Genomic DNA, 25,237 nt, shown 5'->3' on the forward strand with positions numbered 1-25,237 from the left:
CTTCCGTTCAGGCAAGCGCCATGTCCACATACGGAACCCTGGCGTCCAAAGCCATGATTTCCGTTGCGGCCTGCGGATAGCGCACGACGTAGAGACGACCCGCGGCTGCAATAGCGCGGTAGCCATCGAGAACCTCAAGCAACGGATCACGTTCATGCAGTCCTATGATCGCATAGTGCCAGGGCCCGGTGCGCAATGCACGATACGCATGGCGCAACAGGCCAGCAAACAATGCGCCGTCATCTTCTGCCACTGCAACGCAGGAGAAGTACAAATAGGGCACTCTGTCGCCGGGCGCAGGCAAAGGTTTTAACGGAGTGAGCGCACTCAACACGTTGTACAGCGGGCGCAGCGCACGCAGGCCGGGCGAGTAGCGCTCAATATGCGTTTGACGAATGCCTGCTTGGTCCCAGGCGGCCAATGCAGCCACGATCTTCGGGCCACGCCGGGCGATGAAGAAATTAGAAAACGACAGATTCTCAAGACGACCCCCGGCTAGAAAGTCGGCCACCGCATAGCACGGTGCCAACTGTCTGCGCGCCATCTGCTGATTCAAGAAGGTCACAATGTCGTCGCCTTGCGCGTCGCTGCCGCGGCTGAATTCAACGCCAGGGACCTGTAAGACCCGTTTTGGCAGATCGAGGTGGAGTGCTGGCGTCAAAATTGCGCCACTGTCGGTGTATTCCGGCAATCCTGCGCGCGCACCTACCAGATTGCGTGTGGCTGCGTCATTGCCGGCAAAGATGATCGAATAGTAGAAAGGCAACGGATCGGCTTCATGCAAAGTTTGCAAAAAACGATAGCCACGCGCCAGCAGCGTTCCGCGCCTGTACTCTGGCGCACCCCGCAGGTCACTCAGATAGCCGATCTGGCACGCCGCGCCATTGACGAAGGCCATGGTCTTCAGTCGTGCGCCCATCCCGACGATGCGTCCGCTGGACAGCTCGGTGCATTTGATCACCTGTGCAAGGCTGCCCTGCAAGCTGCAACCCGCGAAGTAGGACGGTTCGCGGCGAAAGCTCACGGCAATGTCACCTTCCATCCAGTCTGCAGCCATGCGCGCACGCAGTTGTGCGTCGTCATCGGGCGTTGCCAGCGCAAAGGCAAAGCGGCTCATGGCCGGTACCAATCATCGTCGGGTCCTAGCGCGGGCAGCTTGATATCGCCGAGACGCTGGCCACGGGCCAACCCGCGAGCAAGCCAGCGCGCAAGTGGTTGGTGGATACCAACCGGTATCAGAGCCGCCAATTGCCCCAGATTGCGCGCGTAGGCATATTGGGGATTGGCACACAGCGCTTGCTCAACCTGGTGCGCCAATGCCACGGCCGTCTGCTCCGGCACCTCATCGACGTCGAACAACAATGCGTATCCTGGCGTATTGCCCAGTGCGCAAACCGGGCGCAGCATCGCGAACCGCAAGGCCAGCGGCGCCAATGCCCGGGCCACGAATTCGTCAACCAGCTTTTCGCCACACAAGTCACTCGATGTGTCGCCGCGGCCAATGAACTCAATCATCGGCGTACGCCCGGCAAAGCCCGGAATTCTGACGCGGTCGCCCAGCACATAGCGGTACAGCCCGGACGAGGTGCTCATCACCAACGTATAGTCGGCATCTTTCTCGACTTCGTGCGCGCGCAGCGCGCGGCCGCTCGCGTCGAGAAACTCCCAGAAGCCTGACTCTATTGCCAGCACCGGAAATTCAAAGCCCACCAGCGGAATCGAGACCAGCCCCTCGGTCGCGAGTAAGCCCTTGCCTTGCACAACGACGCCCGGAAACAAGTCTTGCAATGCCTGGGCTTGCGGCCGCGCGCTCGCCTGATCCCAGCAACTGATGACTTTCAGCTGGGGCCACAATGTTCTGTAGTCCAGCCCGGGCCCCGCCAGGCGCAGCAACTCAGACAAAAAGGTCGGGCTCCAAACGGAAATCATGGTCAATTCCCTGCAGGCCATGAGATGCTCAACCGTCGCAGCCACCCATTGCGTAAAGTCAGCAATCGCACCGACTGTGGGCGGCACCGCCAGCGCGTCCATCACCAAGGGTGCCAGTTCGGCGCCAAAATAGGCGGCGTCACTGGCCAGGCCCACCGGTACGCCTCCAGGGGTCGTTCGAGGGACGCGGCAGGCCGGTGAAATGGCCCAGTAGAACTTTCCCTGCCCAAGGGCTGGGTACGACACCAACAAATCATCCAACCAAGGTAACAGGCCTTTGCGGAATGATGCCAGACCATCTTCTGTATAGGGCACCAACTTGGCGCCCCCGGAGCTGCCACCGGTTTCCTCAAATACCAGAACCGGGGCACTGGTCAAGACCGCTCGCTCTCCCTTTGCGACACGGTCCACCCAGGGTGCCAGATCGTCCCACTTCGAAATTGGCACGTTCTGCGCGTACTGACGGTAGTCCCCAATAGTCGCGAATTGGTGCTGCAAACCCCAGGCCGACTGTGCGTTGTTTGCCACCAGTGTGGCAAGTTGGCGTGCTTGAACGGCCGCGGGATCATCCAGCAGATAATGAAATCGCGCAGCGTGACCCGCTACGGCTTGACTAATGGACATCCAGTTGCGTCAGCGGGCGGGCCAGACCTGCCACAAAAGCGCGCCGTGCCAGTGAGCGCAGATTGCCGGCTTCAAGTTCGGTCAGACAGGCCAGTTCATCCCCTTGCTCGTAGTGCGGATTGCGCTCCAGAAAAAACTGGATTTCGGGTCGTCGGCGCAATCCTTCGCGAATCCCAGCCCACTGCGGCTTCAAATGTCCGTGGGGGGACTGAAACCGAATCAGGCCGGACGCGGCGTCGTAGGCACTGCGAAATTTATGCCGTGCAATGGTATCCAACCGGGATTGCATCGCGTGCGGTGTCGGGGCCGTGTAACTGGGATAGTAGTCACGCGCAAACAAACTCAAATAGCGATAGGTGCGATAGCCTTTGGATATCAAAAACCAGTACAGTGGGTCAATGGGAAATGTGGCTTTGACGCGCCCGGCAAACTCACAAAACGCCAGCGACAACGCCTGTTCACCCCAACTGGCCTGGTCAATGATGGTGTCACCGGAAAAAACTACCATCTGACACGCTCCGTCCGATTCCAGGCGCAGTAGTTCCAGCGTGGAAAAACCCTGCAGCCCAGTGTCGCCATGCAGTTCAATGACATGGCTTTTGCCAGCCATATCCTGCTCGAAAAGACGCTCATCGGTTTGCGCGTAATACGCACGGTAGAGTGCATACATCGCAGCCACATCCCGCGCGTTGAGTTCACACCGCTTGCGGATTGTCGCTTTGAGTTTTGTCATGAAGCCAACGAGGCACGAACCAGAATAGATAGGCAATCAGCAGTAGATTGACCGTTGTGGTGACGCCCAGCACCAGCGTATGCTGGCCATTATCCGGCACAAAATAGATGGCATGGTTGCCCTGCGTATGGAAGTTTGCCCGCATGTACCAAGCGTAATACATTTCCGGCAAAAACATCAGGCCTGTCACCATGGCGTGCAACCCCAGGCGGCGTGTCGACGTCGGCTGATGCTGCCTTCCCCGGCCATACATTGATAAGGCCAATGCGCCCATCACCACAAGACAGATCGCATCGTGAGCGATACCATACAGCGGCGACCAATTGTTGTAAACATACAGCATCAAGCCTTCAATCACGCCACGCGCCGCCATGAGACCCAGCAGCCAGGCAAACGGCAGCCGACATGCGTTGACCGTTCTTCCGTCCATCAGTATCAAGGCTGGCAACAGCAACCAGAACAAAATCGCAAGCGCCAGCCAAACGGCCTTTGATAAAGCGATTTCCCCACCGATCAAGCCGGTGTGATTTTGCATGAGGTAGAAACCCACGGTCAGCCCCGCGAGCAGTAGCAACACAATGCACACGGCCAGTCGTAGCGTCGATTCAGAGGAAAATTTCAACATTGCGTTCTTTTGCTTCCTGGGGTACTGGTTCACCACGGGACAGCGCTTGACGCCAGGCAACAATGTGGGGGCCGAGCAGATCTGCAGGGGTGCTACAAAATTCAGCTTTCCCAAAGCGTTGAATGTTTTGCGCCTGCAAGCGCAACATTTTGACATCCTGCCGAATAATCAAACGTGACAAGGGCTCAAAGAATAAGCGAACCAGGAAACCAATCTTCTTATAGCGAAAACTGATGACGGTCGTAACCTGGGTCGCATTCGAATGGATGGGCGTACAAGAAGAGGTGATGGTGTAGTGCAGGCCACCCGGGAATGCATAGTCCACCTGACTGGTGTTGGGCGCAATGAAGCGATCGGTGTGGCGCATGTTGCCTCGGGCAGGCGCCAGCGCCCACCAAACCAGGCTCTTTTCCCGTGGCTCTTCAAAATATTCCGCCTTCGCCCCGTCCGCCAATGTGCGCACCACGCACTTGACGGCTTTCGCCGTCGGTGAACGAAACCAGTAGCGGTGCACAAACGTTGCATGGGGACAATCCAGAAAATTCTCCAGACAGGCCTCGACACCCCCTTCAAACCGGGTGTGCATCACAAAGCTGGTCCAGCCAGGCTCCTTGTAATGGGGGAATAGAGGTGCACCGGCCTTTGGTGCAGGTTGTATCGCATTGGGCAACCAGATCCAGACAAAGCCCTGCTTCTCTTCAACGACGTAGTGAGCAACCCGAATGTGCGCTACTACAGCAGTTGTCGGCAATGCAGGTATGCGTGCCAACTCACCTTGCGCTGTGTACTCCCACCCGTGGTACGCGCAGCGCAGGCGGCCGTCACACACCTTGCCGGCGGACAAGGGTGCGTTGCGGTGTGCGCAGCGGTCGTCGAGCGCAGCGGGTTGGTCTTGGTCATCCCGAAAAAACACCAGTGAGCGACCGGCAATCCTTAAACCCAGTGGCGAGCGCTTCAATTCGAAAGATCGGCAGGCGATATACCAGCCGGCTGGCGTAGCCGGGGTCGCAGCGTTTGATAGGCACGTTGGCTGGTCGGGATGGAGCTTAGACAGCATGCAAATTCGACTTTCGGATGACTGGTATGTTAGGAATGTAGCGGTTTGCCGGTATACGTTAGCGATAGCCCCTTATTTGCTGTGCGGCAAACAAGGGTTGCCATCGGCGACAGCTTTGGCAGAGTCTCAGGCGATCAGGAACGATTGCGCGATTCGGTTACTCGGGGCACGGTTCTGCTTCCAAAGGCGGAACGGTTATTGGTTCCAGGGATACAGACCAAGCTGTGGATTCCGGCAATTTACTAAATAGAAGACGCGCTGCATCGCCTGTGGCGAGTTAGACACACAACGCACGATCATCGCTTCCTTTCTTCCGGCAGCCGCTATGATCACGGCCTTCATTCACCTACGCCCTCTGAGGCCTGGAGCTCAACGTGTCTCGCGCAACCGTCACCGCCTAACCGACGACCGCGTCTTTACCAGACGCGAACCCTCACCGTTCCACAAGGCACGCCATGCACCTGTGGGAGTTGAAACGGTTCGCGACCCGGACGAGACACATGAGCAACATGGTGCGTTAGCCGCCATGATTGACCGGGACGCACCAGCGTCCTTTCCTACTCCCCGTCGTCGGTTCATATCACTGAACCGCGGCTTTCCCGTTCCTGCACGCACTCATTGCGTTGCCGGCGGACTGCCGCATGGAGACGACCATGGAACATATTCAATCGCTAGAACTGGCGAAATACCCGCGTACTGCGCATTTGGAGGGGTCGCGCCTTCAAGAGGGCGACGACGGATCGGACCAGATCCCGCTTGCGGCCCTGGCTGGAAAGCAAATTGTCATTGAGGAAAAAATGGATGCGGCGAACTGCGGCATTTCATTCAGCGATGGTGGCGAGCTGCTTTTGCAGTCTCGCGGCCACTATCTGGTGGGAGGCTGGAGTGAACGCCAGTTCAACTGGCTGAAGCCATGGGCTCATGCCCATGCCGACGCACTGCTGTCCAAGCTCGAAGACCGCTGGGTGCTGTACGGTGAAGCCATGTATGCCAAGCACTCCGTTTGGTATGACAGGCTGCCGCACATGCTGCTTGAATTCGACCTGCTGGATCGACGCACAGGGAAATTTCTGTCGACGAAGCGCCGGCATGAAATGCTCGGGGGGCAGCCCGTCGTATCGGTGCCGGTGCTCTACGCTGGCGCGATGCCTGCGGACCTCAAGCAGCTGAAAAAGCTGATCTACAGGTCACTGGCGAAGAGCCGCGACTGGCGGGTGAACTTCGAGCGACAGGTGTTGCGCGAAGGGCTGCCTCTCGAGTTGACATGGAAGCAGACCAACCCGCAGGACGAGTCCGAAGGCCTGTACCTGAAGGTGGAGAACGACGATTTTGTTGAGGCCCGCTACAAGTTTGTGAGGCGAGGTTTCACCCAGACCATTCTCGATTCGGGATCACATCATCTTGCCAGGCCGATGTTTCCCAATCTGCTGGCCGAAGGTGCCGATCTCTATGCGCCGGTGCCAACCGTCGGCTGGGAACAGCTCGGGCTGAAGACCATCACGTCCCTCGAAGAGCTGCGCGAGTTCGATCCCAAGGTTTTCGTGGAGACGATGCCGTGAGCGGACTTGACGGATTTATTGGACGCGAGTGACTGAGTGCATTCGCGATGTGGTTGGCGCTGATCAAGGCGTCGTACCGAAAGGAGAAAGATCATGAATTGGAAAGACTTGAAAACGCTGATTCCCGAGCCGGGTGGCACCTACGATTGGCAATTGCTTTGTGAGTTGGTCCCGGCGCTTCTTGCGCTTGAGCACACCCCACAGGACGCACGCCACCACGCCGAAGGAAACGTTGGGATTCACACCCGGCTTGTCCTTGACGCGCTGCTGTCTGATCACGCGTGGCAGAACGCTGCAGAGCCTCGCCGACAGGTGATGTTTATTGCAGCACTGCTGCACGACATCGCGAAGCCGGATACCACGGTCATCGATCCGGTGACGGGCGCCATTGGCCAGCCTGGCCATTCCAAACGTGGCGCCGTCGATGCCCGGATCCTGCTGTGGAAAGCGGAGATGCCATTCGAGCTTCGTGAAGCGGCCTGCCGCATCATCAGCGTTCACCAGCTGCCATTCTGGGCGTTTGACAGCCGGCGCGCGGAGGCTCCTGAATTCATCGTGCGACGGCTGTCCTGGGAACTCGATGTCTCCGAGCTCACCTGCATGGCCCGGGCCGATATGCGCGGCCGCATCTGCGAAGACCAGGCAAGCCATCTTGCCGACATTGAGCTTTTCGAGGAGTTGGCGCGCGAGCAAGGCTGTTGGGATCGCCCTTGGGAAGCGGCGGATGCGCACACGCGCCTGCTGTACGCCAGGGGAAAGAAGATCGACCCCAGCTTCCCGCTTCACAAGGAGCGAGGCAGCGAAGTCATTGTGATGTGCGGCATGCCGGCGTCGGGCAAAGACACCTGGGTGCGCAACAACGCCGGTGAACTGCCGGTCGTGTCATTCGATGATGCGAAGGCGGACCTCGGCCTGAAGCATGGGCAGAACGACGGAAAGGCCGCGCACTATGCCGTGGACAAGGCCAAGGACCTGCTGCGGGGCCGATTGCCGTTTGTCTGGAATGCCACGCACCTGTCGCTGGAGATGCGGACCAGGACCCTGGACCTGCTGTACGCCTACAACGCGCGCGTCAAGCTTGTCTACCTGGAGGCCGCTGAGTCGGTGGTGTTTTCGCGTAACAGCAAGCGCGATACGACCCTCACCAATAAAGACCTGGCGCGCATGCTGCACCGGTGGGAAATTCCCATGCCTTGGGAGGCCCACGAGGTTTTCTATCTCACGAAATGAAGGGGCAGGAAAAACCTGAAGGCAATAGGAAAGGAGCACGAGAGTGCTCCTTTTTTTTTGGGGTCGACCCTTAAGCCGTCCCCTGCGCGAGGACGAATTTTTAGCGGCCCGGGCTGCGGAATTCACCTCATTGAATACTTTAAAAGTATCAAATAACGCGAATCAAGATATTTTACATGCTGCAAATGCGTTCCTAGAATCGCGAAAAACGGCGCCGGGATTAGCAGGTTGTTACAAACCGCCTCTCCCGTAGCCAAACAGAAGGTCGCGAAGGAACGCTGGATTTGTAATCCATTTGTGTTGCATATACCCGGAAGCCGGGCATTCGTACACCGCGCGTCAAGCCTTTCTGATTCGAATTTCGACAAGATGGGATCAGCTATGACGTGCATCAGTAATAGATGGTTACAAGTAATCGTGGCAATAGGCCTGGCGCTTTTTTGTGCGCGTCTTTTTGCCGCGGCGGAAAAAGCCGCCGGCGAGCAGCCCCGGGAGCAGGTGATTGATCTGGAAACGGCGGGCGCCGCGTATCCCTTCGCCGTCTACGCCAACATCGACATGCATCGGCCGGACGCCGGCATCCGCCGCGCGGTCATTTTTGTGCATGGTGTGCAGCGCGATGCCGACCGCTACTTTGGCGTGGGCCAGGGCCTGCTCAAGGCCGCGCAACTCGACGCATCCAGCACCCTGTTGCTGGTGCCCCATTTCCTGACGGCATCGGACCCGTCGCCGGACGGCAAGATTCCGCTCTGGCGCGGCGGCAACTGGATGCAGTGCCAGGACTCCCGCGGCAAGGAAGCCATCAATTCCTGCGGCGTGCTGGACGACATCGCCCGCTACCTGAGCACGGGCAAGCGTTTCCCCCTGCTCAAGGAAATCGTCTTCATAGGCCACTCGGCCGGCGGGCAGCTGATGCAGCGTTATGCCGTGCTGAACAACAGCGAGGAGGCGCTGCGCAAGGCGGGCATCCGCGTGCGCTACGTGGTCTCCAGCCCGTCTTCCTACCTGTACCTGGACCCCAGCCGTCCCGAGGGCGGGGACTTCAAGCCGGTGACCAGCGTCCTGTGCCCCGGCTACAACAATTTCCGCTACGGGCTGGCCAACATGGTTCCCTACGGCCAGGGCCTGGACGGCGAGCAGCTGTTCAAGCGTTATGCGGCGCGCAACGTCCTCTACCTGGTGGGCGCGGAAGACAACGACCCCGCCTACGAGTCGCTCGACAAATCCTGCGGCGCCGCCATGCAGGGCACGGACCGGCTGGACCGGCACAGGAACTACATGCGCTACGAACAGTTTCTGGCCCGGAAGTGGCAGACACCCGTGACGCGCGAGGTCATGGTCGTGCCGCAAGCGGGCCACGAGGCGGCCGACATCTTTGAGTCGCGCGACGTCGCCGGAAAAATTTTCCCGGCCGCCGGCAACTAGGCGCGAACACAACAACAAGACAGAAGACGAACACCATGATGGAATCCCCACGCCTTGCCACGCACCGGCGAAAAATCCTCGCATCGCAAATCTGCGCGATGCTGGCCGCCGCGCCTTTCACCGCCCATGCGCAAACCCCGCCCAGCGCCGGCACCCTGTTTGACGCCAACCGCCAGCAGCTCTCGCCCACGGAAAGCACCGGTGCGCCGGCTGCGGTGCAGCGCCCCGCGCGCATCGAGAAAGAGACGGAGGGCAGCGATGAGGGCCAGGGTTTGCCCGCCGGCGGGCCGGGCATCCAGGTCACGGGCTTTGTGCTCAGCGGCAACCGCTCCCTGCCGGCCTCCATGCTGCAGGAGCAACTGCAGGAGTTTGTCGGCCGTGAGCTGGACTTCGCCGGGCTGGGCAAAGCCGCCGCCAAAATCACGGCCTACTACCGCGCCCAGGGCTACCTGGTGGCGCGCGCCTACCTGCCCGCGCAGGAAATACAGGGCGGTGTGGTCGCCCTCGGCATCCGTGAAGGCGTCATCGGCCGGGTGACGGCCGAGCCCGACGCCAGCGTGCGCCTGAACCGGGACCTGGTAGACCGCCATCTCGCGGGGCTGCGGCCGGGCGAGGTGATCCAGGAGCTCGACCTGGAAAACACGCTGCTGCGGCTGTCCGACATCACCGGCGTGTCGGTCAAGGCGGTGCTGCGCCCATCGGCGCAGCCGGGCGCCACCGACATCATCGTCAAGCTCAGCGAGATGAGCGCGATCACCTCGCGCGTGAGCATAGACAACGGCGGCAGTTATTACACCGGCGCGAACCGGCTGTCCGTCAGCCTGAACCTCAACGACGCGCTGGGCATGGGCGAAAGCTTCAGCCTGAACACGCAGCAGACTTTTGAAGGCCTGCGCATCGCCGGCGTCGGCTACCAGCAGCCCCTGGGCACGACCGGCCTGACGGTGGGCGCGAACTTCGCGGGCCTGCAATACAACATCGGCAAAAACCTCAAAGAGGTGCAAGCCAACGGCGAAGCCCGCATCAGCACCCTGTTCCTGAACGCCGCGCTGCTGCGCAGCCGGCGCGCCAACGTCAACCTGTCGGTGGCGGCGGAATACCGGCATTTCCAGGACACCACCAGCGGCACCACCGTCGACAAGTCCGCCCAGGTGCTGAGCGCCGGCCTGTCCGGCGACTGGCGTGACGAATGGACGGGCGCGGCGGCCGGCAACAGCTGGAGTGCGCGCCTGGGCATGGGCCACCTGAAAAAGGAAACGCCCAACGATGCCGCGCTGGACCGTTTCACGGCGAACGCGGCCGGCGGCTACAAAAAGCTCAACCTGTCGTTCAGCCGCCAGCAGCCGCTGGGCGGCGGCTTCTCCCTGCTGGGCTCGGTCAGCGCGCAGTACGCCGACAAGAACCTGGACGCGTCGGAAAAAATGAGCCTGGGCGGCTCCAGCGGCGTACGCGCCTACCCGGCCGGCGAAGCCGCGGGCGACCAGGGCATGCTGGCGCGGCTGGAACTGCGCAAGACCCTGGGTGTGGTGGGCAACTCCGTCGTGGAAGGCGCGCTGTTCGCCGACGCGGGGCGTGTCACGATCAACAAGAAGCCCTGGGACAACAGCGAAAACCGCGCGAGCCGCTACGGCTACGGTGTCGGCCTGAATGTCTACAACAAGGACCTGGTGTTCAACGCGAGCCTCGCGTTCTCGCCCGGCGTCAACCCCACGAGCGAACCGAAAAGCGCGCGCCGCCTGTGGCTGTCGGTCTCGGGTTCGCCGCAGGCCTTCACCGGCCTGGCCTCCAGCAGCGGCAGCCGGGGCGAGGATTTCGAGGAAGCCGAAGACGGCATGTTGCTGTACGGCTCGCTGGGCATCATCCCCGAATACGTGAGCCGCTCGGGCGCGACGCCCGCGGCGCCCGCCGACCAGAGCAAACTCGCCACGCCCAACGGGCGCAACATGTCGGGCTTCTGGCGCGCGCGCGACAACGTGTCGTATGTAGGCGCACGCGGCGGCATCCCGATTTATGAACAGTGGAAGGCGCTGTGGCAACTGGAGCTGGGCCTGTCGCTGAGCGCGGGCGCCGCCGGCGTCGACGCCACGCCGGACTGGACACACCGGCAGGAGTTGCGCAACACCGGTGTGGCCCTCGCCCATCCCGACGCCGGCACCGCGATGTACGGCAACTGGGACATGCCGCTCAAGGAAAGCACCACGTCATTCGATCCTTTCGGCGGCACCACCAGCGCGGCTCACTACAACATCATCGGCTCGCCGGGCTTTGCCACCAGCATCACCCGGAACTCGGGGCCGGTGGGTACGGCGGCGGTGAACAACAACGACGACACCGCTTTCAACCGTCGCCAGGCCGGCATGTACGGCTACTGGACGCCGAAGATGGGCGGTTTCCAGCTCAAGCTGGCGTATTCGAACAACGGCATGAAGGCCGCACCCGACGTCGATACCGGCTATCTCTACGGCGGCAGCCTGTCCTATGAGAACGGCGGCTTTTCCGCCGTGGTGGCGGCCGAGCAGCACGTGAACTATTTCGGCATCGCCAGCCTGGGCCGCAACGCGCGCGGCGTCGGCACCAACACCCATGTGACCCAGGGCACGTCGTCCAACGACTACAGCGTGCGCGTCGGCGTGGCCTACGATTTCGGCGCCACCAAGGTATCGTTGATCGCCGACGAGCTGAACTACGCCGAGTCCGGCGTGGTCAACACCAGCGTCACCTCGAGCGACATGTCCAGCTACCGCCGCCGCGCCTACATGCTCGGTATCTCGCACAAGATAGGCGCCTGGCAGCTGCGCGCCAGCCATGCAAAGGCCTTCGCGGGCGACTGCAGCATGATTTCCGGCAACGGCGTGAACTGCTCGACCGAGGGCATGGGCGCAACCTCCCAGGCCGTTGGCTTTTCTTATGCCTGGAGCAAGCAGGTCAGGATCTTCGGGCAGTTCGTTCTGCTGCGCAACCAGCCCCTGGCCAACTACAACTACGCCGTCGCCGGCGTCTTCGGCACCGCAGGCGTCGGCACCACGATCCGCGCGATCGGTGTCGGCATCAACTACACATTCTGAGGAGCTCGCATGGCACACCAATCTTCACCGGCCTCTTCCTTGCCCTTCACCCGGAAAAACCGCCCGGCGCTGACGCCGCTGTGCGCCGCCATCCTGTCGGCGCTGTGCGGCATCTATCCGCTGCACGCGCATGCGCTGGACGCCGGCGCCTTGCCGACCAACGGCCAGGTCACGGCCGGAAGCGGCAGCATCAGCCAGAGCGGCAACGTCATGAATGTGGTGCAGGGCAGCGACCGCATGGCCGCCACCTGGAACACTTTCAACATCGGCAGCGCGGCGAAAGTGAATTTCGTGCAGCCCTCGGCCTCGTCGGTGGCGCTCAACCGCGTCACCTCCAGCGACGCCTCGCAGATCATGGGCCAGCTCAATGCCAACGGCCAGGTCTTCCTGATCAACCCCTCGGGCATCCTGTTCGGCCAGGGCTCGGCCGTCAACGTCGGCGGCCTGGTGGCCAGCTCGCTGAATCTCTCCGACGCCAACTTCATGGCCGGCAGCAACCGTTTTGACGCAGGCGGCATGGGCGGCGCCGTGATCAACCAGGGCAGCATCGTCGCGGCCGACGGCGGCTACGTGGCCTTGCTGGGCGCGCAGGTGCGCAACGAAGGCAGCATCACGGCCCGCCTGGGCAGCGTGATGCTGGGCGCCGGCGAGAAAATCACGCTGGACTTCAACGGCGACGGCCTGATCAACATGCAGGTCAGCGACCCTTCGCTGGGCGCCAGCGTGGTGAACCAGGGGCTGCTCAAGGCCAACGGCGGCGTGGTTGTCATGTCGGCGCGGTCCGGCGATGCGCTGCTGTCCAACGTGGTCAACAACGAAGGCGTGATCGAGGCGACCAGCCTGCAGCGCCGCAACGGCGCGGTATTGCTCGATGGCGGCGATGCCGGCATCGTCGCCGTGAGCGGCCGCATCGATGTCTCCGGCCGCAACGCCGGCGAAACCGGCGGCGGCGTCAAGGTCCTGGGCCAATACGTCGGCGTGTTCGACGCTGCTCGCATCGATGCTTCGGGCGACGCCGGCGGCGGCAGCGTGCTGGTGGGCGGCAACTACCAGGGCAGCGGTAGCGAGCGCCAGGCCGTCGGAACGTACATGGGCGAAGACGCCCGTATCAACGCCGACGCGCTCAGCAGCGGCGATGGCGGAAAAGTCATCCTTTGGTCCACCGCCAGCACGCAGTTTCACGGCGGCATCACCGTGCTGGGCGGCGGGCAGACCGGCAGCGGCGGCCTGGTCGAGACCTCGGGCCACAGCCTGGAGGCGACGGGTTCGGTGGATATCAGCGCGGCCTCCGGCAAGGGCGGCACCTGGCTGATAGACCCCTTCAACATCAACATCACGAGCACGGCAAGCGTAGGCGCGACCGGGAGTTCCCCCTTCACCTCCAGCGGTGCGGCCAGTTCCAACCTGAGTTCGGCCGTGCTCAACGCCTCGCTGTCCACAGGCGCCAACGTGATCGTCCAGACCACCAACAGCTTCGGCGGCACCTCGGGCGACATCAACGTGCTGGACAACGTCAAGGGCGTGGGCAATGCCTCCCTGACCCTGCAGGCGCATCGCAACATCATCATCGGCAGCGGCCGCACCATTTCCAACGGTACCGGCAAAACCCTCAACGTCTCGCTGTTCTCCAACTACAACAACAGCGGCAACGGCTCGGTTTCCCTGACGGGCAGCAGCATCACCACCAACGGCGGCTCCATCACCATAGGCGGCGTCGACCCCTTGGTGGGCTCGGCCAGCACCATCCTGAACAGCACCGCCGGCGTGAACATCAGCGGCTCCACGCTGAGCACGGGCGGCGGCAACATCACGATACGCGGCGCAGTCGCCGCCAGCGCGGGGAACTCCAACAGCAGCGCGGTGCAGATCGCCGGCGCCTCCACGCTCAATGCGGGTGGCGGCAATATCTCCATCACGGCCAATGTCGCCAGCACTACCGCGACCGGCGACGCCTTTGTGCTCACCGGCGGCAGCAACGTGCTCACCAGCGGCGCCGGCTCCATCACGGTGGACAGCACCAACCTGGGCAGCGGCAATGGCACACGCATCTTCAGCACCAACAACACCCTGGCCGCCAGCGGCTCGGGCAACCTGACGATCAGGGGCAACGCCAGTTCGGGCTTCGGCGTGCTGATCTGCTCGACAGCCAGCGGCTCCTCGCAAACACTTACCGTGGGCAGCGGCAACCTGACCGTGCAGGCCAATGCCAACGGCTTTGCCGGCGCCGGCCGCGGCGTCTACCTGGCGGCTTCGGGCACCAACGGCGCCGTAGTGCTCAATGCCACGGCGGGCGGCGCCATCACGCTGGGCGGCAGCAGCACCGGCAGCTACGGCACGGTACTCAACTCGACGGGGACCGGCTCATCCATCAGCATCTTCTCCGACGGCAACATCACGGTGGCCGGCAATACCTCAGGAGGCACGACGCCCGCGCTGGGGCTGCTCAGCTCGGGTAGCGGCGCCAGCGCGGCCACCGCCTCGAAAATCAACATCAACACCACGGCGGGCGCGCTCAAGCTGCTGGCCAACAACAGCGTGGTCAATCCCACCACCGGTTCGTTCAAGGCCGTGTCGCTGGACGCCAGCGGCGCCTATGCCAGCATCAACCTGGGCACGCAGTCGGGCGCGCTCACGGTGGACGGCACCAGCTACTCGGGGCGCGGCGTGGACATCGCGCCCTCCGGCGCCAACGCGGCGATCAACATCACGACCGGCAGCGGCGCCATTGCCGTCAACGGCAACAGCACCAGCAGCTTCGGCGGCTACGGCATCTACCTGAACTCCACCGGCAATTCGAGCGGCGTGAACGTCAGCACCGTGACCGGCGACATCACCTTTAGGGGCGATTCCATCGGCACCTCGGACGCCATTTCCCTGGGTGGCAGCGCCACCAGCACCAACTCGGTCAACAACATCGCCTCGCAGGGCGGCAATATCACGCTGGTCGGCAATTTCCATTCGCCGAACATCGCGGAGCTGGACCACGGCATTGCCATCCAGAACGTCGCCAACCGCATCCAGACCACCGGCGCGGGCAACGTCACGCTGACCGGCAACGCCGCCGACCAGGGCAACGGTGTCAGCATCTACGGCGGCGGCAAGGCTTTGCTCAGCGTAGAGAACGGCGCGCTTGCGATCACCGGCAGCAGCGTTTACGGCGACGGCGTGGGGGTGCTGACCGGCAACAACGTGATTCGCGCCACCGGCAGTGGATCGGTGAGCGTCGCCGGCAGTTCCACCTACGGCAGCGGCGTCACCATCTATCCCTCGACGGCGACGAGTTCCGCCGCCATCTCGACGGTGTCGGGCAAGCTCTCGGTCACCGGCAGTAGCGGCCCGGAACAAGCTGCAGGTGGAAAACGGCCTCTTGCTCATCAACGCCAGCGCGCCCAACGGGCAGCCCTTCAGCCAGTCCTCGGATGTGACAACGATTGCCGCCACCGGCTCCGGCACCGTGTTGCGCAATCTCGGCGGCACGATAAATAACAGCCTGACCAGCGCGGCGTCGGCCGCCGCCACCGCCGCGCTGCAGTCGGACATGGCCGGCGGCGACTGGATGGCGCCTTTGGCCGACAGCGCGTTCTCCCCTCCGGGCACTGGCCCGGACAAGCTCACCATTTCCGTGCTTTCATCCAGTCTGCCCAGCACAGGCGAAGAATGAAGCTTCTTGAACCCTCATTCGCCGCGGCTGCCGGTTTCTCCAGGCTGTCACGGCGCGCCGGGCGGCTGGCGTTGATCCCGCTGCTGATGCTGTCGCTGTCCGCCGCCGCCATCGCCGCGGACAAGCAGGCCGGCCAGCCCGAGCACGACAATTTTCATTTCCTCGGCGAGATGAACAAGGCCTCAACTGTCATGGTGGTCGAGACCAAAATCGTCCCGCCCGAGCTTGGCAAAAAGATCGCGCGGGCGGTCGACCAGGTGATCAGGGACGGCAACCAGCCCGGCGCCAAGCGCCCCGGGGACTATCTTCAGTATGAGCCGCTGATCCTGGCGCTGGCCGGCCCCGACGGCTCGCGCATGCATTCAGGCCGCAGCCGCCAGGACATCCTGTCCACCACGCGGCGCCTGATGCAGCGCGAGCGCACGCTGGCGCTGATGGCGGCGATGATTGAGTCCAAGGCGCGGCTGCTGGCCGTGGCCGGGAACAACCTGGACACCATCGTGCCGGCCTACACCAACGGCGTGCAGGCCCAGCCCACTACCTACGCGCACTACCTGCTGGCCTTTGCCTCGGTTTTCGGGCGCGACAGCGCGCGCCTGAAGGAGGCCTATGCGCGACTCAATATGAGCCCGCTGGGCGCGGGCGCGCTCGGCACCTCGAGCTTTCCGGTCAATCGCCAGCGCCTGGCGGAACTGCTGGGTTTTGACGGCGTGGTGGAAAACTCCTACGACGCGGCCCAGCTCGGGGCGCTCGACCAGGGCGTGGAGCTCGTGGGCCTGTGCAGCAACGCGGCGTTGACGATAGGCCTGCTGGTGCAGGACATGCACACCCAGTACCACCAGGTGTCTCCGTGGATCACCATCCAGGAGGGGCGGCTCACCGGCACGAGCAGCATCATGCCGCAAAAGCGCAACCCCTATGCCCTCAATGTGCTGCGGCTGCAGGCCAGCGAAGTGGTGGGCGGGGCCTTCACCTTCCAGCTGGAGGCGCACAACGTCACGCCCGGCATGCCCGATTACAAACGCGACCAGGTCGGAAAAACGCTGGACCTCACGGCCGGTGCCTTCGCGAAGCTGGCCGACCTGATGGACCACCTCGTCATCGACCGCGAGCGCGCGTTGCAGGAAGTCGACGCCGAGTACTCCACCACCACCGAGCTGGCCGACATCCTGCAGCGCGACGCGGACGTCCCTTTCCGCGTCGGCCACCATTTCGCCTCGGACCTGGTCAACTACGGGCGCGCCAACAAGCTCAAGCCGGCCGAGATCCCTTTCGACGTCGTCAAGCAGCTGTATGCCGAAGCGGTGAAGGCCTTTGATTTCCCGCGGGCGGAATTTCCGCTGACGCAGGAGCGCTTCCGCACCTCGCTGACCGCGCAGAACATGCTGGCCTCCAGCAAGGGCCTGGGCGGCCCGCAGCGCGCGGAGACCGTGAGGATGCTGGCGGACGAGAAGAAGCGGCTGGAGCAGGATGCGGCCTGGCTCAAGGCGCAGCAGGWCAAACTCGCGCGCGCCCAGGACACCCTGGACCGCACTTTTTCCAGGCTGGGCCAGTGAGCGGGAAGGGCGCGGTAGTCGGGATGGGCGGCAGCGGCGATACTGGCGCTGCCGGGCCGGCGGCCTGCGGCCTTCCGCGTCAGGGGCGTACATGACCGATGACATCTTTTCGCTCGAGAATTTTGAATACCTGTGCTACTCGCGGCAGCAGGAGCCGGCCGCGCGCGAGCTGGTCAAGCTGTTGCTGCTCATCGACAGGAATTACGGCAACCTCGACGGAAATTTCGCGCTCAGCCTGTCGGCGGCCATAGGCGCGCAGGAGCGCGACGCGCACGGCCTGACCCGCCTCACCAGCGCCATCTCGGCCTTGTTTTCCGACCCGAGCTTTCACGTCTCCCCCGGTGGCTTCGGCCAGCTCATCAACTTCCAGCGCTGGCTGTCGGCGCTGTTCGCCGCCAGTGCCTTTGTGCATTGCGACCACATCCTGAGGTCGCTCAACTTCCTGGGCTCCGCTTCGCCGGAGTTTCACGTGAGCGAGCGGGACCTCGTGAAGTTCTGCATCCTGTATTCGCCCGAATCGGAAATCCCGCTGGACGTGGAACTGCTGTGGCGGCAGAACAAACAGCTGGCCGCCGCGCTGTTTGTGGCCCTGCTGTCGCCGCGCTTCCTCGGCTCGCCTGCCGCGCATTCCAAGCGCGAGGCGCTGCTGGCCTGGCTGCCCGCCCACCTAGAGGAAATCGAAAGCCTGGACATCCTGCCGGTGGGTATCCTGCACGACGTGTACATGCACTGCAGCTACGCCGACCTGCCGGCGCGCCACGAGATCAAGCGCCCCATCAACCGCCTGGTCCGCAAGAAGCTCGAAGCGCTGGGCCTGGAGCGCGTTGCGTCCGCGCTCGCCGTGCAAAGTGTGGACAAGCCCATCATGCTGGTGCTGCTCGAGTGGTTCTCGGGCGGGCATTCGATTTACCGCACGCACTCGAGGAGCCTGGCGGCCGCGCGCCGGCATTTCCGCCTGGTGGCCATTGCCTACCCCGGCAACATCGACGAACTGGGCCGGGCGGTGTTTGACGAGGTGATTGATTTCGCCGCGCCCAACGACATGATCGCCTGCCTGCGCCAGCTGCACGCGCTGGCCGGCGCCCTCAGGCCCGCCGTGTTTTACATGCCCAGCGTCGGCATGTTTCCCATCACCATGTTCGCGGCCAACCAGCGCCTGGCGCCCCTGCAGGTGGCCGCGCTGGGCCATCCCGCCACCACGCATTCCGACCGCATCGACTACATCAGCGTGGAAGACGATTTTGTCGGTGATCCCGCCTGCTTCAGCGAAACCCTGCTGCGCCTGCCGAAAGACGGGCAGCCCTACCGCCCGTCCGCCATCGAAGTCTCGCTGGGGCGGCCGCAGCGGCAGGATTTGCCGGTGGTCAACATCGCCGTGGCTGCGACCACCATGAAGCTCAACCCGAAGTTCTTGCTGGCCTGCCAGAAGATACGCGCGGGCGCGCGCAAGCAGGTCCGCTTTCATTTCCTGATCGGGCAGGCGACCGGCCTGATCTATCCGCAGGTCCGCAGGTTGATACGCCGCTACCTGCCGGACGCCGAGATTTACGCGCACCAGCCTTATCCGGATTACCTGGCCATCTTCAGCCGCTGCGACATGTTCCTGAGCCCTTTTCCCTTCGGCAACACCAACGGCATCACCGACGCGGTGACGGTCGGCCTGCCCGGTGTGTGCAAGACCGGGCCCGAGGTGTTCGAACACATCGACGAAGCCCTGTTCCGGCGCCTGGGCTTGCCGGACTGGAGCATTGCCGCCAGCGTGGAGGATTACATCGCGGCCGCCATCCGCATGGCCGACGGCTACGCGGAACGGGCTGAGCTCTACCGGCGGCTTGAGCGGCCCGAATGCCTGAACACCTTGTTCGAAGGCCGCGCGGACTGCCTGGGCGATCGCCTGTATCAGATCTGGTCGGCGATGGGCGAGGAGGCGGCCTTGCCCGTCAGGGCCTGATGCATGGCCTGGCGGTCCAGCGCTTTTTCCCAGGCGCACACGGCGATGCAGCCCACGCAATTGCCGATCACATTGGTGAGCGAGCGGCACTTCATCAGCCGCTCTATGCCCAGCAACAGGACAATGCCGGCCACCGGAATAATGTTCAGGCTGGCCAGCGTCGCGGTCAGGGCGACGAAAGCGGAACCGGCGATGCTGGTGGCGCTCTTGGACGTCAGCATCGAGATGCCCAGCAAGGACAGCAGCGGCCAGAATCCCAGCTCGACGTGCGATATCTGCGCGAGGAAGACCGCGGCCATGGCGATGTAGATGTTGCTGCCGTTCAGGTTGAAGCTGTAGCCGGTCGGCAGCATCAGGCGCACCACCGGTTTTGCGCAGCCCATTTTTTCCAGTTTCCCGACCAGGCCCGGCAGGGCGGCGATCGATGAACTGGTGAAGAAGACCAGCAGCAGCTCGTCCTTCACATAGGCGATCAGGCGGAAGATGTTGCAGCCGGCGGCGCGCGCGACCGTGCCCAGCACGAGGCAGACGAACAGGATGCTGACGAGGTAGATCGCCGCGACAAAATGCAGCAGCGGCAGCATGGAGGAGATGCCGTAGCGGCCTATCATGAAGGCCATGGCGCCGAAGGCCGCCAGCGGTGCCAGCTTCAGGACCATGCCGACCATGCCTTGCAGTACCTGCTGCACCGACTCTATGAGTTCCAGCAGCCCGCGGCCGCGCTCGCCCACGCGCCCCAGCGCGATGCCCGAGAGCAGCGCCAGCAGCAGAATCTGCAGGCTGTTGCCGCCCGTGAAGGCGCCGGTAAATGTCGAGGGAATGATGTCGAGCAAAAAGCCGGTCTTGCTGTCCGCGGCGGCCGGCGCGGCAGCGGCCGTCGCGGCATCGGAAAAAATCGGTGCAAAACCCTTGCCGGGCGCCAGCAGCGTGGCGCCCAGAATGCCCGCCGCCAGTGAGATCACGGTCATGGTCTCGTAGTAGACGATGGCCTTGACACCCACCTGCGTGGCCTGCAGCCGGTTTCGCATGCCGGCGATGCCGGACACCACCAGGCAAAAAATCAGCAAGCCGATCAGCATGCCGACCAGGCGCAGAAAGCCGTCGCTAAAGGGCTTCATCTGCGTGCCGGCTGACGGGAAAAAGTGCCCCAGCAGCATGCCGGCGGCAAAAGCGAGGGCCATCTGCGCAATGGGATGGCGAAGCGTTCTTCTGGTTCTGGTCATCGATGAGCCAGTCTACGGGTGACCTGCCGCTGCGGCCCGGGTGCCGCGCCATACGGTGGGTTTTCGCGGATGGACGGTGCGCGCAAAGACGCCAAGGTGTCACCCGGCGCCGCCGGTATATGCATAAACTCTGGATGCAAGGCTTTCGATACTTGGAACAGGTTCTTTAAAGATAGGCCGACCTCATGGAACTGAGACACCTGCGCTACTTCCTGATGGTTGCCGAGGAACAGCATTTCACGCGCGCCGCCGAGCGGCTGAACATGCAGCAGCCGCCACTGAGCCACCAGATCCGGTTGCTGGAAGAGGAACTGGGCTTCGAGTTGTTCCGCCGCCACCCCAAAGGCGCGGCGCTGACGGCCGGCGGCGCGGTGTTTGTGCAGGAGGCCCAGGCCATCCTGCGCGGCGTCGAGCAGGGCGCGGCACGCGCCGCGCGCGCCGCGCAGGGCTTTGAAGGCACGCTGGCCATAGGCTTTACCAGCTCGGCCGCGGCCCATCCCTTGATTCCGGGGATCATCCGGGCTTACCGCAGCGCCTATCCCGACGTACACCTGGACCTCAGGGAAGCCAATGCGGCCGAGCTGACCGAGGGCATAGACAGGGGCAAGGTCAATGTCGCGATGCTGCGCACGCCCGTCAGCCATCCGCGCGGCGTGAGCTTTGTGTCCCTGCTCGAAGAAGAGATGCTGCTGGTCCTCCCGGTGGGCCACGCGCTGGTGGCGGGTGCCGCCAAGGGCAAGATGCCGGTCGTTGACTTGAAGTCCCTGGCCGATGAGCAGTTCATCCTGGTGCGCAGGCACGGCGCGCCGGGCATGTACTCGAACCTGATCGAGGCTTGCGAGAACGCGGGCTTCACGCTCAGGATTGCCTCGGAGGTGGAGCGCATGCTGACCAACATCAGCCTGGTCGCGGCGGGCGCGGGTGTCTCGGTCGTTCCCGCATCCATGAAGGATTTCCACCGTGAGAGCGTGGTGTACTGCCGCATCCGCAATGCCAGGCCCGCACTGGTGGCGCCCATCACGCTGGTGAGCCGGGACGACGGCAACTCGCCGGCCGAAAAGAATTTCATGGACCTGGCCAAGAGCCTGGCGCGGCAACACAAAGCCTGAGGGCGCGCGAGAGCGTGCGGGTGTCAAATACCTCGGCCCCTCGCGGATTTCAATGCAAAATGCCTTGACGGGCTTGCCCGGCTTCAGGCCTTTGCCTTCCAACGTGGACGCCGCCAACCACAACGCTTGTTTCTATGAGAACCCGCCACATTGAAGTCCTGCAGGCCATCCTGCGCACCGGCACCATCAGCGGCGCGGCGCGCCTGCTGCATGTGTCGCAGCCCGCCGTGACCAAGGCATTGCAGCACGCCGAGGCGACCGTCGGCTTCGCGCTCTTCAACCGCGAAGGCAAGCGGCTGGTGGCGACCAAGGAAACACATGCCCTGGCCCCCGTCGTGGAACAGGCCACGGGCGGCCTCGACGCGGTGCGCGAACTCGCGCGCAACCTCAAGCTGGGCGCCGACAAGGCGGTGCGCGTGGCGGCCGTCGCGTCGCTGGCCAACAGCGTGCTGCCGTCCGCGGTGCTGGCCGCCCGAAAACTGTTTCCCAAAATGCGCAGCGAGCTCAACACCGGCCACACAGAGGACATGATGCAAAAGCTGCTCATGCACGAGGTGGACCTGGCGATCGCCTTCGACCCGCCGCTGCACCCTTCGCTGGACTGCGTGGAGATAGGCCACCTGCAATTGGTGGCTGCCAGCCTGCCCGCGCGACTCGGCAAATACGCACGCAACAAATCGATCTCGGCCGAAGCGCTGGCAACCATGGAACTGATAGAACTTTCGGGCAAGGACCCGCTGGGCCGCATCTATTCGCGGTACGCCAACCGCTTCAGCTGGCAGCAGGGCAAGACGGCGGTGCGCACCTACCAGATGGCGGTGCGGCTGGCCGAGCTGGACCAGGGCGTGGCCATCGTGGATTCGGCCAGCGCCAACTTCTTTTCCGACAAGCTCAAGGTCCTGCCGCTGGAGCCGCGCGCCGAGTTTCCGGTCTGCGCGATGTACCTCAAGGCGGCGGCCGTCACCGACATCATGCGTGCGCTCACGCAGTGCGTGAGCGATGAACTCCAGAAAGTCCAGGACGCAACCTGGCGACCGCGAGCTTGAGAGGCCGGCTAGCGAGCCTTAGTACTGGCTGGCGGTGACGGCATCTTTCGCGACGATTTGCCCGCGCAAACCTTCCACCACACGCCGCGCGGCGACCAGGTCGCTCAGGCCGACGCCGACCGCCTTGAACAAGATGATTTCCTCGGGCGAACGGCGCCAGGGAGCTTCGCTGCCCAGCAACTCCGGCAGGTCGTTGATCTGCGAGGCATCCAGGCTTTTGTCGGCCAGGCCCATCACGATCTCGCCGGCTTCCACCAGGCTTTGCGGCTTCCACTCGACGATCACGCGGTCGCTGCGCGCCCGGCTGACCTGGTCGATCTCGGTGCCGTTGGGCAGGCTGGTGCCCACCGCGCAGATCGCCGCGCCGCGTTGCAGCCAGGCGCCGTCAAACAGCGGCTGCTTGGAGCGCGTCACGGTGACGACGAGGTCCGCGCCGGCCACTGCCTCCTGTGGCGACACCTGGCGCACCGCTATGCCGTAACGCGCGGCAAGCGCTTCGCAGGCGCGTGAGACGTCGGCCGTGTCGACGACGGCGATCTCGGAAAAACCTATCGTTTCCTGCAGGGCCTCCAGGTGCGTGCGGCCCTGGATGCCCAGGCCGAAGAGCGCCATCTTTTTTGCGCCCAGGCGAGTGGTCTTACGCGCCACCCAGGCCGTCATCGCGGCCGTCCGGGCGCGCGTGATCTCTGCCGCCGGCATGACATGGTGGTCCTGCCGGGCCAGGTCGAAGAGGTTGACCAGGAAGTCAAACTGGCCGTTGAGGCTGGTGTAGGTCTTGTACGCGGCGACGCCGCGGCTTTCCCACAGCGCACCCATGCCGCTGAGCTTCCAGCTGCCGCAGTCAATGCGCTGGCGCGCCTGGATGGCCGCGTCGCCGTTGCGCAGGGATTCGAAGGCGGCGGGCAGGTCCTGCAGGACTTCGCGCCAGCTGATGGTGCGGGCGACGTCTTCATCGCTATAGGTGTGGATCATGAAAAGTACTTTCAGAAAAGAGGGCCCGGCCGGATAAAGCCGAGCTTGGGGCCGAGGATGAGTTCATCCTAAGTTGGCCTGCGGACCCGCCCTCATCACATTTCTGCGAGCCCGATAACCTGAAGTTATGGGCCCCTCTGGTGAGCCGATGCGCATGGCGGCCGGCGTGCGGCCGCAAGCCTTGACGCCGCGGGGCTTCGTTTGCCATGATGGCCGCGCACTCCGCCTTTGCGTTGCTGCTTGCCTGAAAGAGCCCTCATGAACATGCCCGCCTTCCGGTTTATTTTCCGTGCCGGTTTCAAACTTTGTGCTTTGGTATTCGCCTTGCTGGCGACGGGCCAGGCCGCGTGGGCGCAACAAGCGAAAACCGTGAACTTCCCCAGCGAGGACGGCAAGACGACGCTGGTGGCCTACCAGTACGCGCCCGATACGCCGGGCCCGCACCCGGCGGTGGTGATGCTGCACGGGCGCGGCGGTTTGTACTCGACGCTCAAGCAGACCTTTGACGCCGACTCGCTGTCCTCGCGCCATGTGATGTGGGTGAAGTTCTGGGTCGAGCGCGGCTATGTCGCGCTGCTGGTGGACTCCTTCGGACCCCGTGGCTATGCGCGCGGTTTTGAAGCCGGCACCAACGACGGTAGCCGGCCGGCCAGCGTCAACGAGATCACGGTGCGGCCGCTGGACGCCTACGCGGCACTGAAATTTTTGCGCGGCCAGCCAGGCGTGATCAAGGACAAGGTGTTCTTGCAGGGCTGGTCCAACGGCGGCAGCACGGCGCTGTCCGCGGCCTCCACCACGGCGCCCGGTATCGAGGCGCCGACCGAGACAACCGGCTTCCGCGCCTTCCTGAGCATGTACCCGGCTTGCGCCCAGGTCATGCGCAGGTTCACCAGCAGCTACCGCAGCTATGCGCCCATGCTGCTGCTGATCGGCACGGACGACGAGGAGGTCAACCCGGAACGCTGCGCGCAGCTTTCCGGGATCGCCGAGCGCAACGGCAGCGACTGGCAGTTTGTGCTGTATCCCGGTGTCGAGCACTCCTACGACACGCCCACACGCAAGCGCGAATCCGTGCAGGCCAACAAGCTGGCGGCCGAGGACAGCAAGCAGCGCGCCGAAGCCTTTTTCGGCAAGTTCCTCGCGCGTTAACGGGCTCCAGAGCACCGCTCACAAAGTCCTCTCATCTTGTTCCCTCTCCCTCTGGGAGAGGGTTAGGGTGAGGGCCGCCGGCCTGCATACACACACGGCGCAACATCAGACGCCGCGGGCCCCCATCCCAGCCTTCCCCCAGCGGGGGAAGGAGCCATACCGTGATGCCACACTCCCCCGCTTTGCGCACGCGGATACATATTTTCTGCGTAGATAAATAACCTCAGGTTATGGATATGGGCGGGTATTTCGAACTGGCCCTTACAGATAAATACAAGTCAAATATCCGGCGGGGGAAACCAGCTTTCATGCGCGGCACGGGA

18 protein-coding genes are annotated in these 25,237 nt (G+C 63.4%); 11 read left to right on the top strand and 7 right to left on the bottom strand.

The features are described from left to right. Positions 1-7: 7 nt before the first annotated feature. From AC1D1Y_RS06835 to AC1D1Y_RS06855, 5 genes are read right to left on the bottom strand one after another with little or no spacing between them, the layout of a single operon-like run. Complete coding sequence (locus AC1D1Y_RS06835; RefSeq protein ID WP_477681668.1) at positions 8-1,117, bottom strand: hypothetical protein; 1,110 nt, start codon at positions 1,115-1,117, stop codon at positions 8-10. After that, positions 1,114-2,553 (bottom strand): GH3 family acyl-acid amido synthetase, encoded by a 1,440-nt coding sequence (locus AC1D1Y_RS06840; RefSeq protein WP_477681669.1) that lies wholly within the window; start codon positions 2,551-2,553, stop codon positions 1,114-1,116. The genes AC1D1Y_RS06835 and AC1D1Y_RS06840 overlap by 4 nt, the downstream gene beginning before the upstream one ends. Beyond that, positions 2,543-3,286: a hypothetical protein gene (locus AC1D1Y_RS06845; protein WP_477681670.1), complete on the bottom strand. Its 744-nt coding sequence runs from the start codon at positions 3,284-3,286 to the stop codon at positions 2,543-2,545. The genes AC1D1Y_RS06840 and AC1D1Y_RS06845 overlap by 11 nt, the downstream gene beginning before the upstream one ends. Beyond that, positions 3,249-3,911, bottom strand: a complete 663-nt coding sequence (locus AC1D1Y_RS06850; RefSeq protein WP_477681671.1) for a hypothetical protein — start codon at positions 3,909-3,911, stop codon at positions 3,249-3,251. The genes AC1D1Y_RS06845 and AC1D1Y_RS06850 overlap by 38 nt, the downstream gene beginning before the upstream one ends. Continuing rightward, entirely contained in the window at positions 3,892-4,968 is a 1,077-nt protein-coding gene (locus AC1D1Y_RS06855) for a Rieske 2Fe-2S domain-containing protein (protein ID WP_477681672.1), read from the bottom strand. Before AC1D1Y_RS06855 ends, AC1D1Y_RS06850 begins: the two co-directional genes overlap by 20 nt. 653 nt (positions 4,969-5,621) lie before the next feature. Here AC1D1Y_RS06855 and AC1D1Y_RS06860 point away from each other — a divergent pair. The 8 genes from AC1D1Y_RS06860 to AC1D1Y_RS06895 all read left to right on the top strand — a co-directional run bounded on the left by AC1D1Y_RS06860 (position 5,622) and on the right by AC1D1Y_RS06895 (position 19,415). Beyond that, positions 5,622-6,527: an RNA ligase family protein gene (locus AC1D1Y_RS06860; protein WP_477681673.1), complete on the top strand. Its 906-nt coding sequence runs from the start codon at positions 5,622-5,624 to the stop codon at positions 6,525-6,527. Positions 6,528-6,620: 93 nt separating this feature from the next. After that, positions 6,621-7,757: an AAA family ATPase gene (locus AC1D1Y_RS06865; RefSeq protein WP_477681674.1), complete on the top strand. Its 1,137-nt coding sequence runs from the start codon at positions 6,621-6,623 to the stop codon at positions 7,755-7,757. Positions 7,758-8,174: 417 nt separating this feature from the next. Further along, positions 8,175-9,182 carry an alpha/beta fold hydrolase gene (locus AC1D1Y_RS06870; RefSeq protein WP_477681675.1) on the top strand — a complete coding sequence of 336 codons (1,008 nt, stop codon included), beginning with the start codon at positions 8,175-8,177 and terminating at the stop codon, positions 9,180-9,182. 35 nt (positions 9,183-9,217) lie between these two features. Further along, on the top strand, positions 9,218-12,247 hold the full coding sequence (locus AC1D1Y_RS06875) for a porin (protein ID WP_477681676.1): 3,030 nt from the start codon (positions 9,218-9,220) through the stop codon (positions 12,245-12,247). Positions 12,248-12,256: 9 nt separating this feature from the next. After that, a complete protein-coding gene (locus tag AC1D1Y_RS06880) occupies positions 12,257-15,733 on the top strand; it encodes a beta strand repeat-containing protein (RefSeq protein WP_477681677.1) in 3,477 nt (1,158 codons plus the stop codon). Then, a complete protein-coding gene (locus tag AC1D1Y_RS06885) occupies positions 15,669-15,908 on the top strand; it encodes a hypothetical protein (RefSeq protein ID WP_477681678.1) in 240 nt (79 codons plus the stop codon). Before AC1D1Y_RS06880 ends, AC1D1Y_RS06885 begins: the two co-directional genes overlap by 65 nt. Next, positions 15,905-17,464 carry an argininosuccinate lyase gene (locus tag AC1D1Y_RS06890; protein WP_477681679.1) on the top strand — a complete coding sequence of 520 codons (1,560 nt, stop codon included), beginning with the start codon at positions 15,905-15,907 and terminating at the stop codon, positions 17,462-17,464. The genes AC1D1Y_RS06885 and AC1D1Y_RS06890 overlap by 4 nt, the downstream gene beginning before the upstream one ends. A gap of 91 nt (positions 17,465-17,555) precedes the next feature. Then, positions 17,556-19,415, top strand: a complete 1,860-nt coding sequence (locus tag AC1D1Y_RS06895) for a peptide transporter (protein WP_477681680.1) — start codon at positions 17,556-17,558, stop codon at positions 19,413-19,415. Here the strand turns inward: AC1D1Y_RS06895 and AC1D1Y_RS06900 are convergent. After that, positions 19,364-20,596 (bottom strand): cation:dicarboxylate symporter family transporter, encoded by a 1,233-nt coding sequence (locus tag AC1D1Y_RS06900; protein ID WP_477681681.1) that lies wholly within the window; start codon positions 20,594-20,596, stop codon positions 19,364-19,366. The genes AC1D1Y_RS06895 and AC1D1Y_RS06900 overlap by 52 nt on opposite strands. A 227-nt stretch (positions 20,597-20,823) precedes the next feature. Between AC1D1Y_RS06900 and AC1D1Y_RS06905 the strand changes: the two genes are divergently transcribed. Together AC1D1Y_RS06905 and AC1D1Y_RS06910 are read left to right on the top strand one after the other, a co-directional pair. Then, the gene (locus tag AC1D1Y_RS06905) at positions 20,824-21,747 is read left to right on the top strand and encodes a LysR family transcriptional regulator (protein ID WP_477655738.1); all 924 of its coding nucleotides are present in this window, start codon (positions 20,824-20,826) and stop codon (positions 21,745-21,747) included. 134 nt (positions 21,748-21,881) lie between these two features. Further along, positions 21,882-22,793, top strand: a complete 912-nt coding sequence (locus tag AC1D1Y_RS06910) for a LysR family transcriptional regulator (RefSeq protein WP_477681682.1) — start codon at positions 21,882-21,884, stop codon at positions 22,791-22,793. A gap of 18 nt (positions 22,794-22,811) precedes the next feature. Here AC1D1Y_RS06910 and AC1D1Y_RS06915 read toward each other — a convergent pair whose 3' ends face one another. After that, the gene (locus AC1D1Y_RS06915) at positions 22,812-23,765 is read right to left on the bottom strand and encodes an ornithine cyclodeaminase family protein (protein WP_477681683.1); all 954 of its coding nucleotides are present in this window, start codon (positions 23,763-23,765) and stop codon (positions 22,812-22,814) included. A gap of 258 nt (positions 23,766-24,023) precedes the next feature. Between AC1D1Y_RS06915 and AC1D1Y_RS06920 the strand changes: the two genes are divergently transcribed. Beyond that, a complete protein-coding gene (locus AC1D1Y_RS06920) occupies positions 24,024-24,914 on the top strand; it encodes a dienelactone hydrolase family protein (protein WP_477681684.1) in 891 nt (296 codons plus the stop codon). The last annotated feature ends 323 nt before the right edge of the window (positions 24,915-25,237 follow it).

It is taken from the genome of Polaromonas sp. P1_G1 (genome assembly GCF_056405595.1).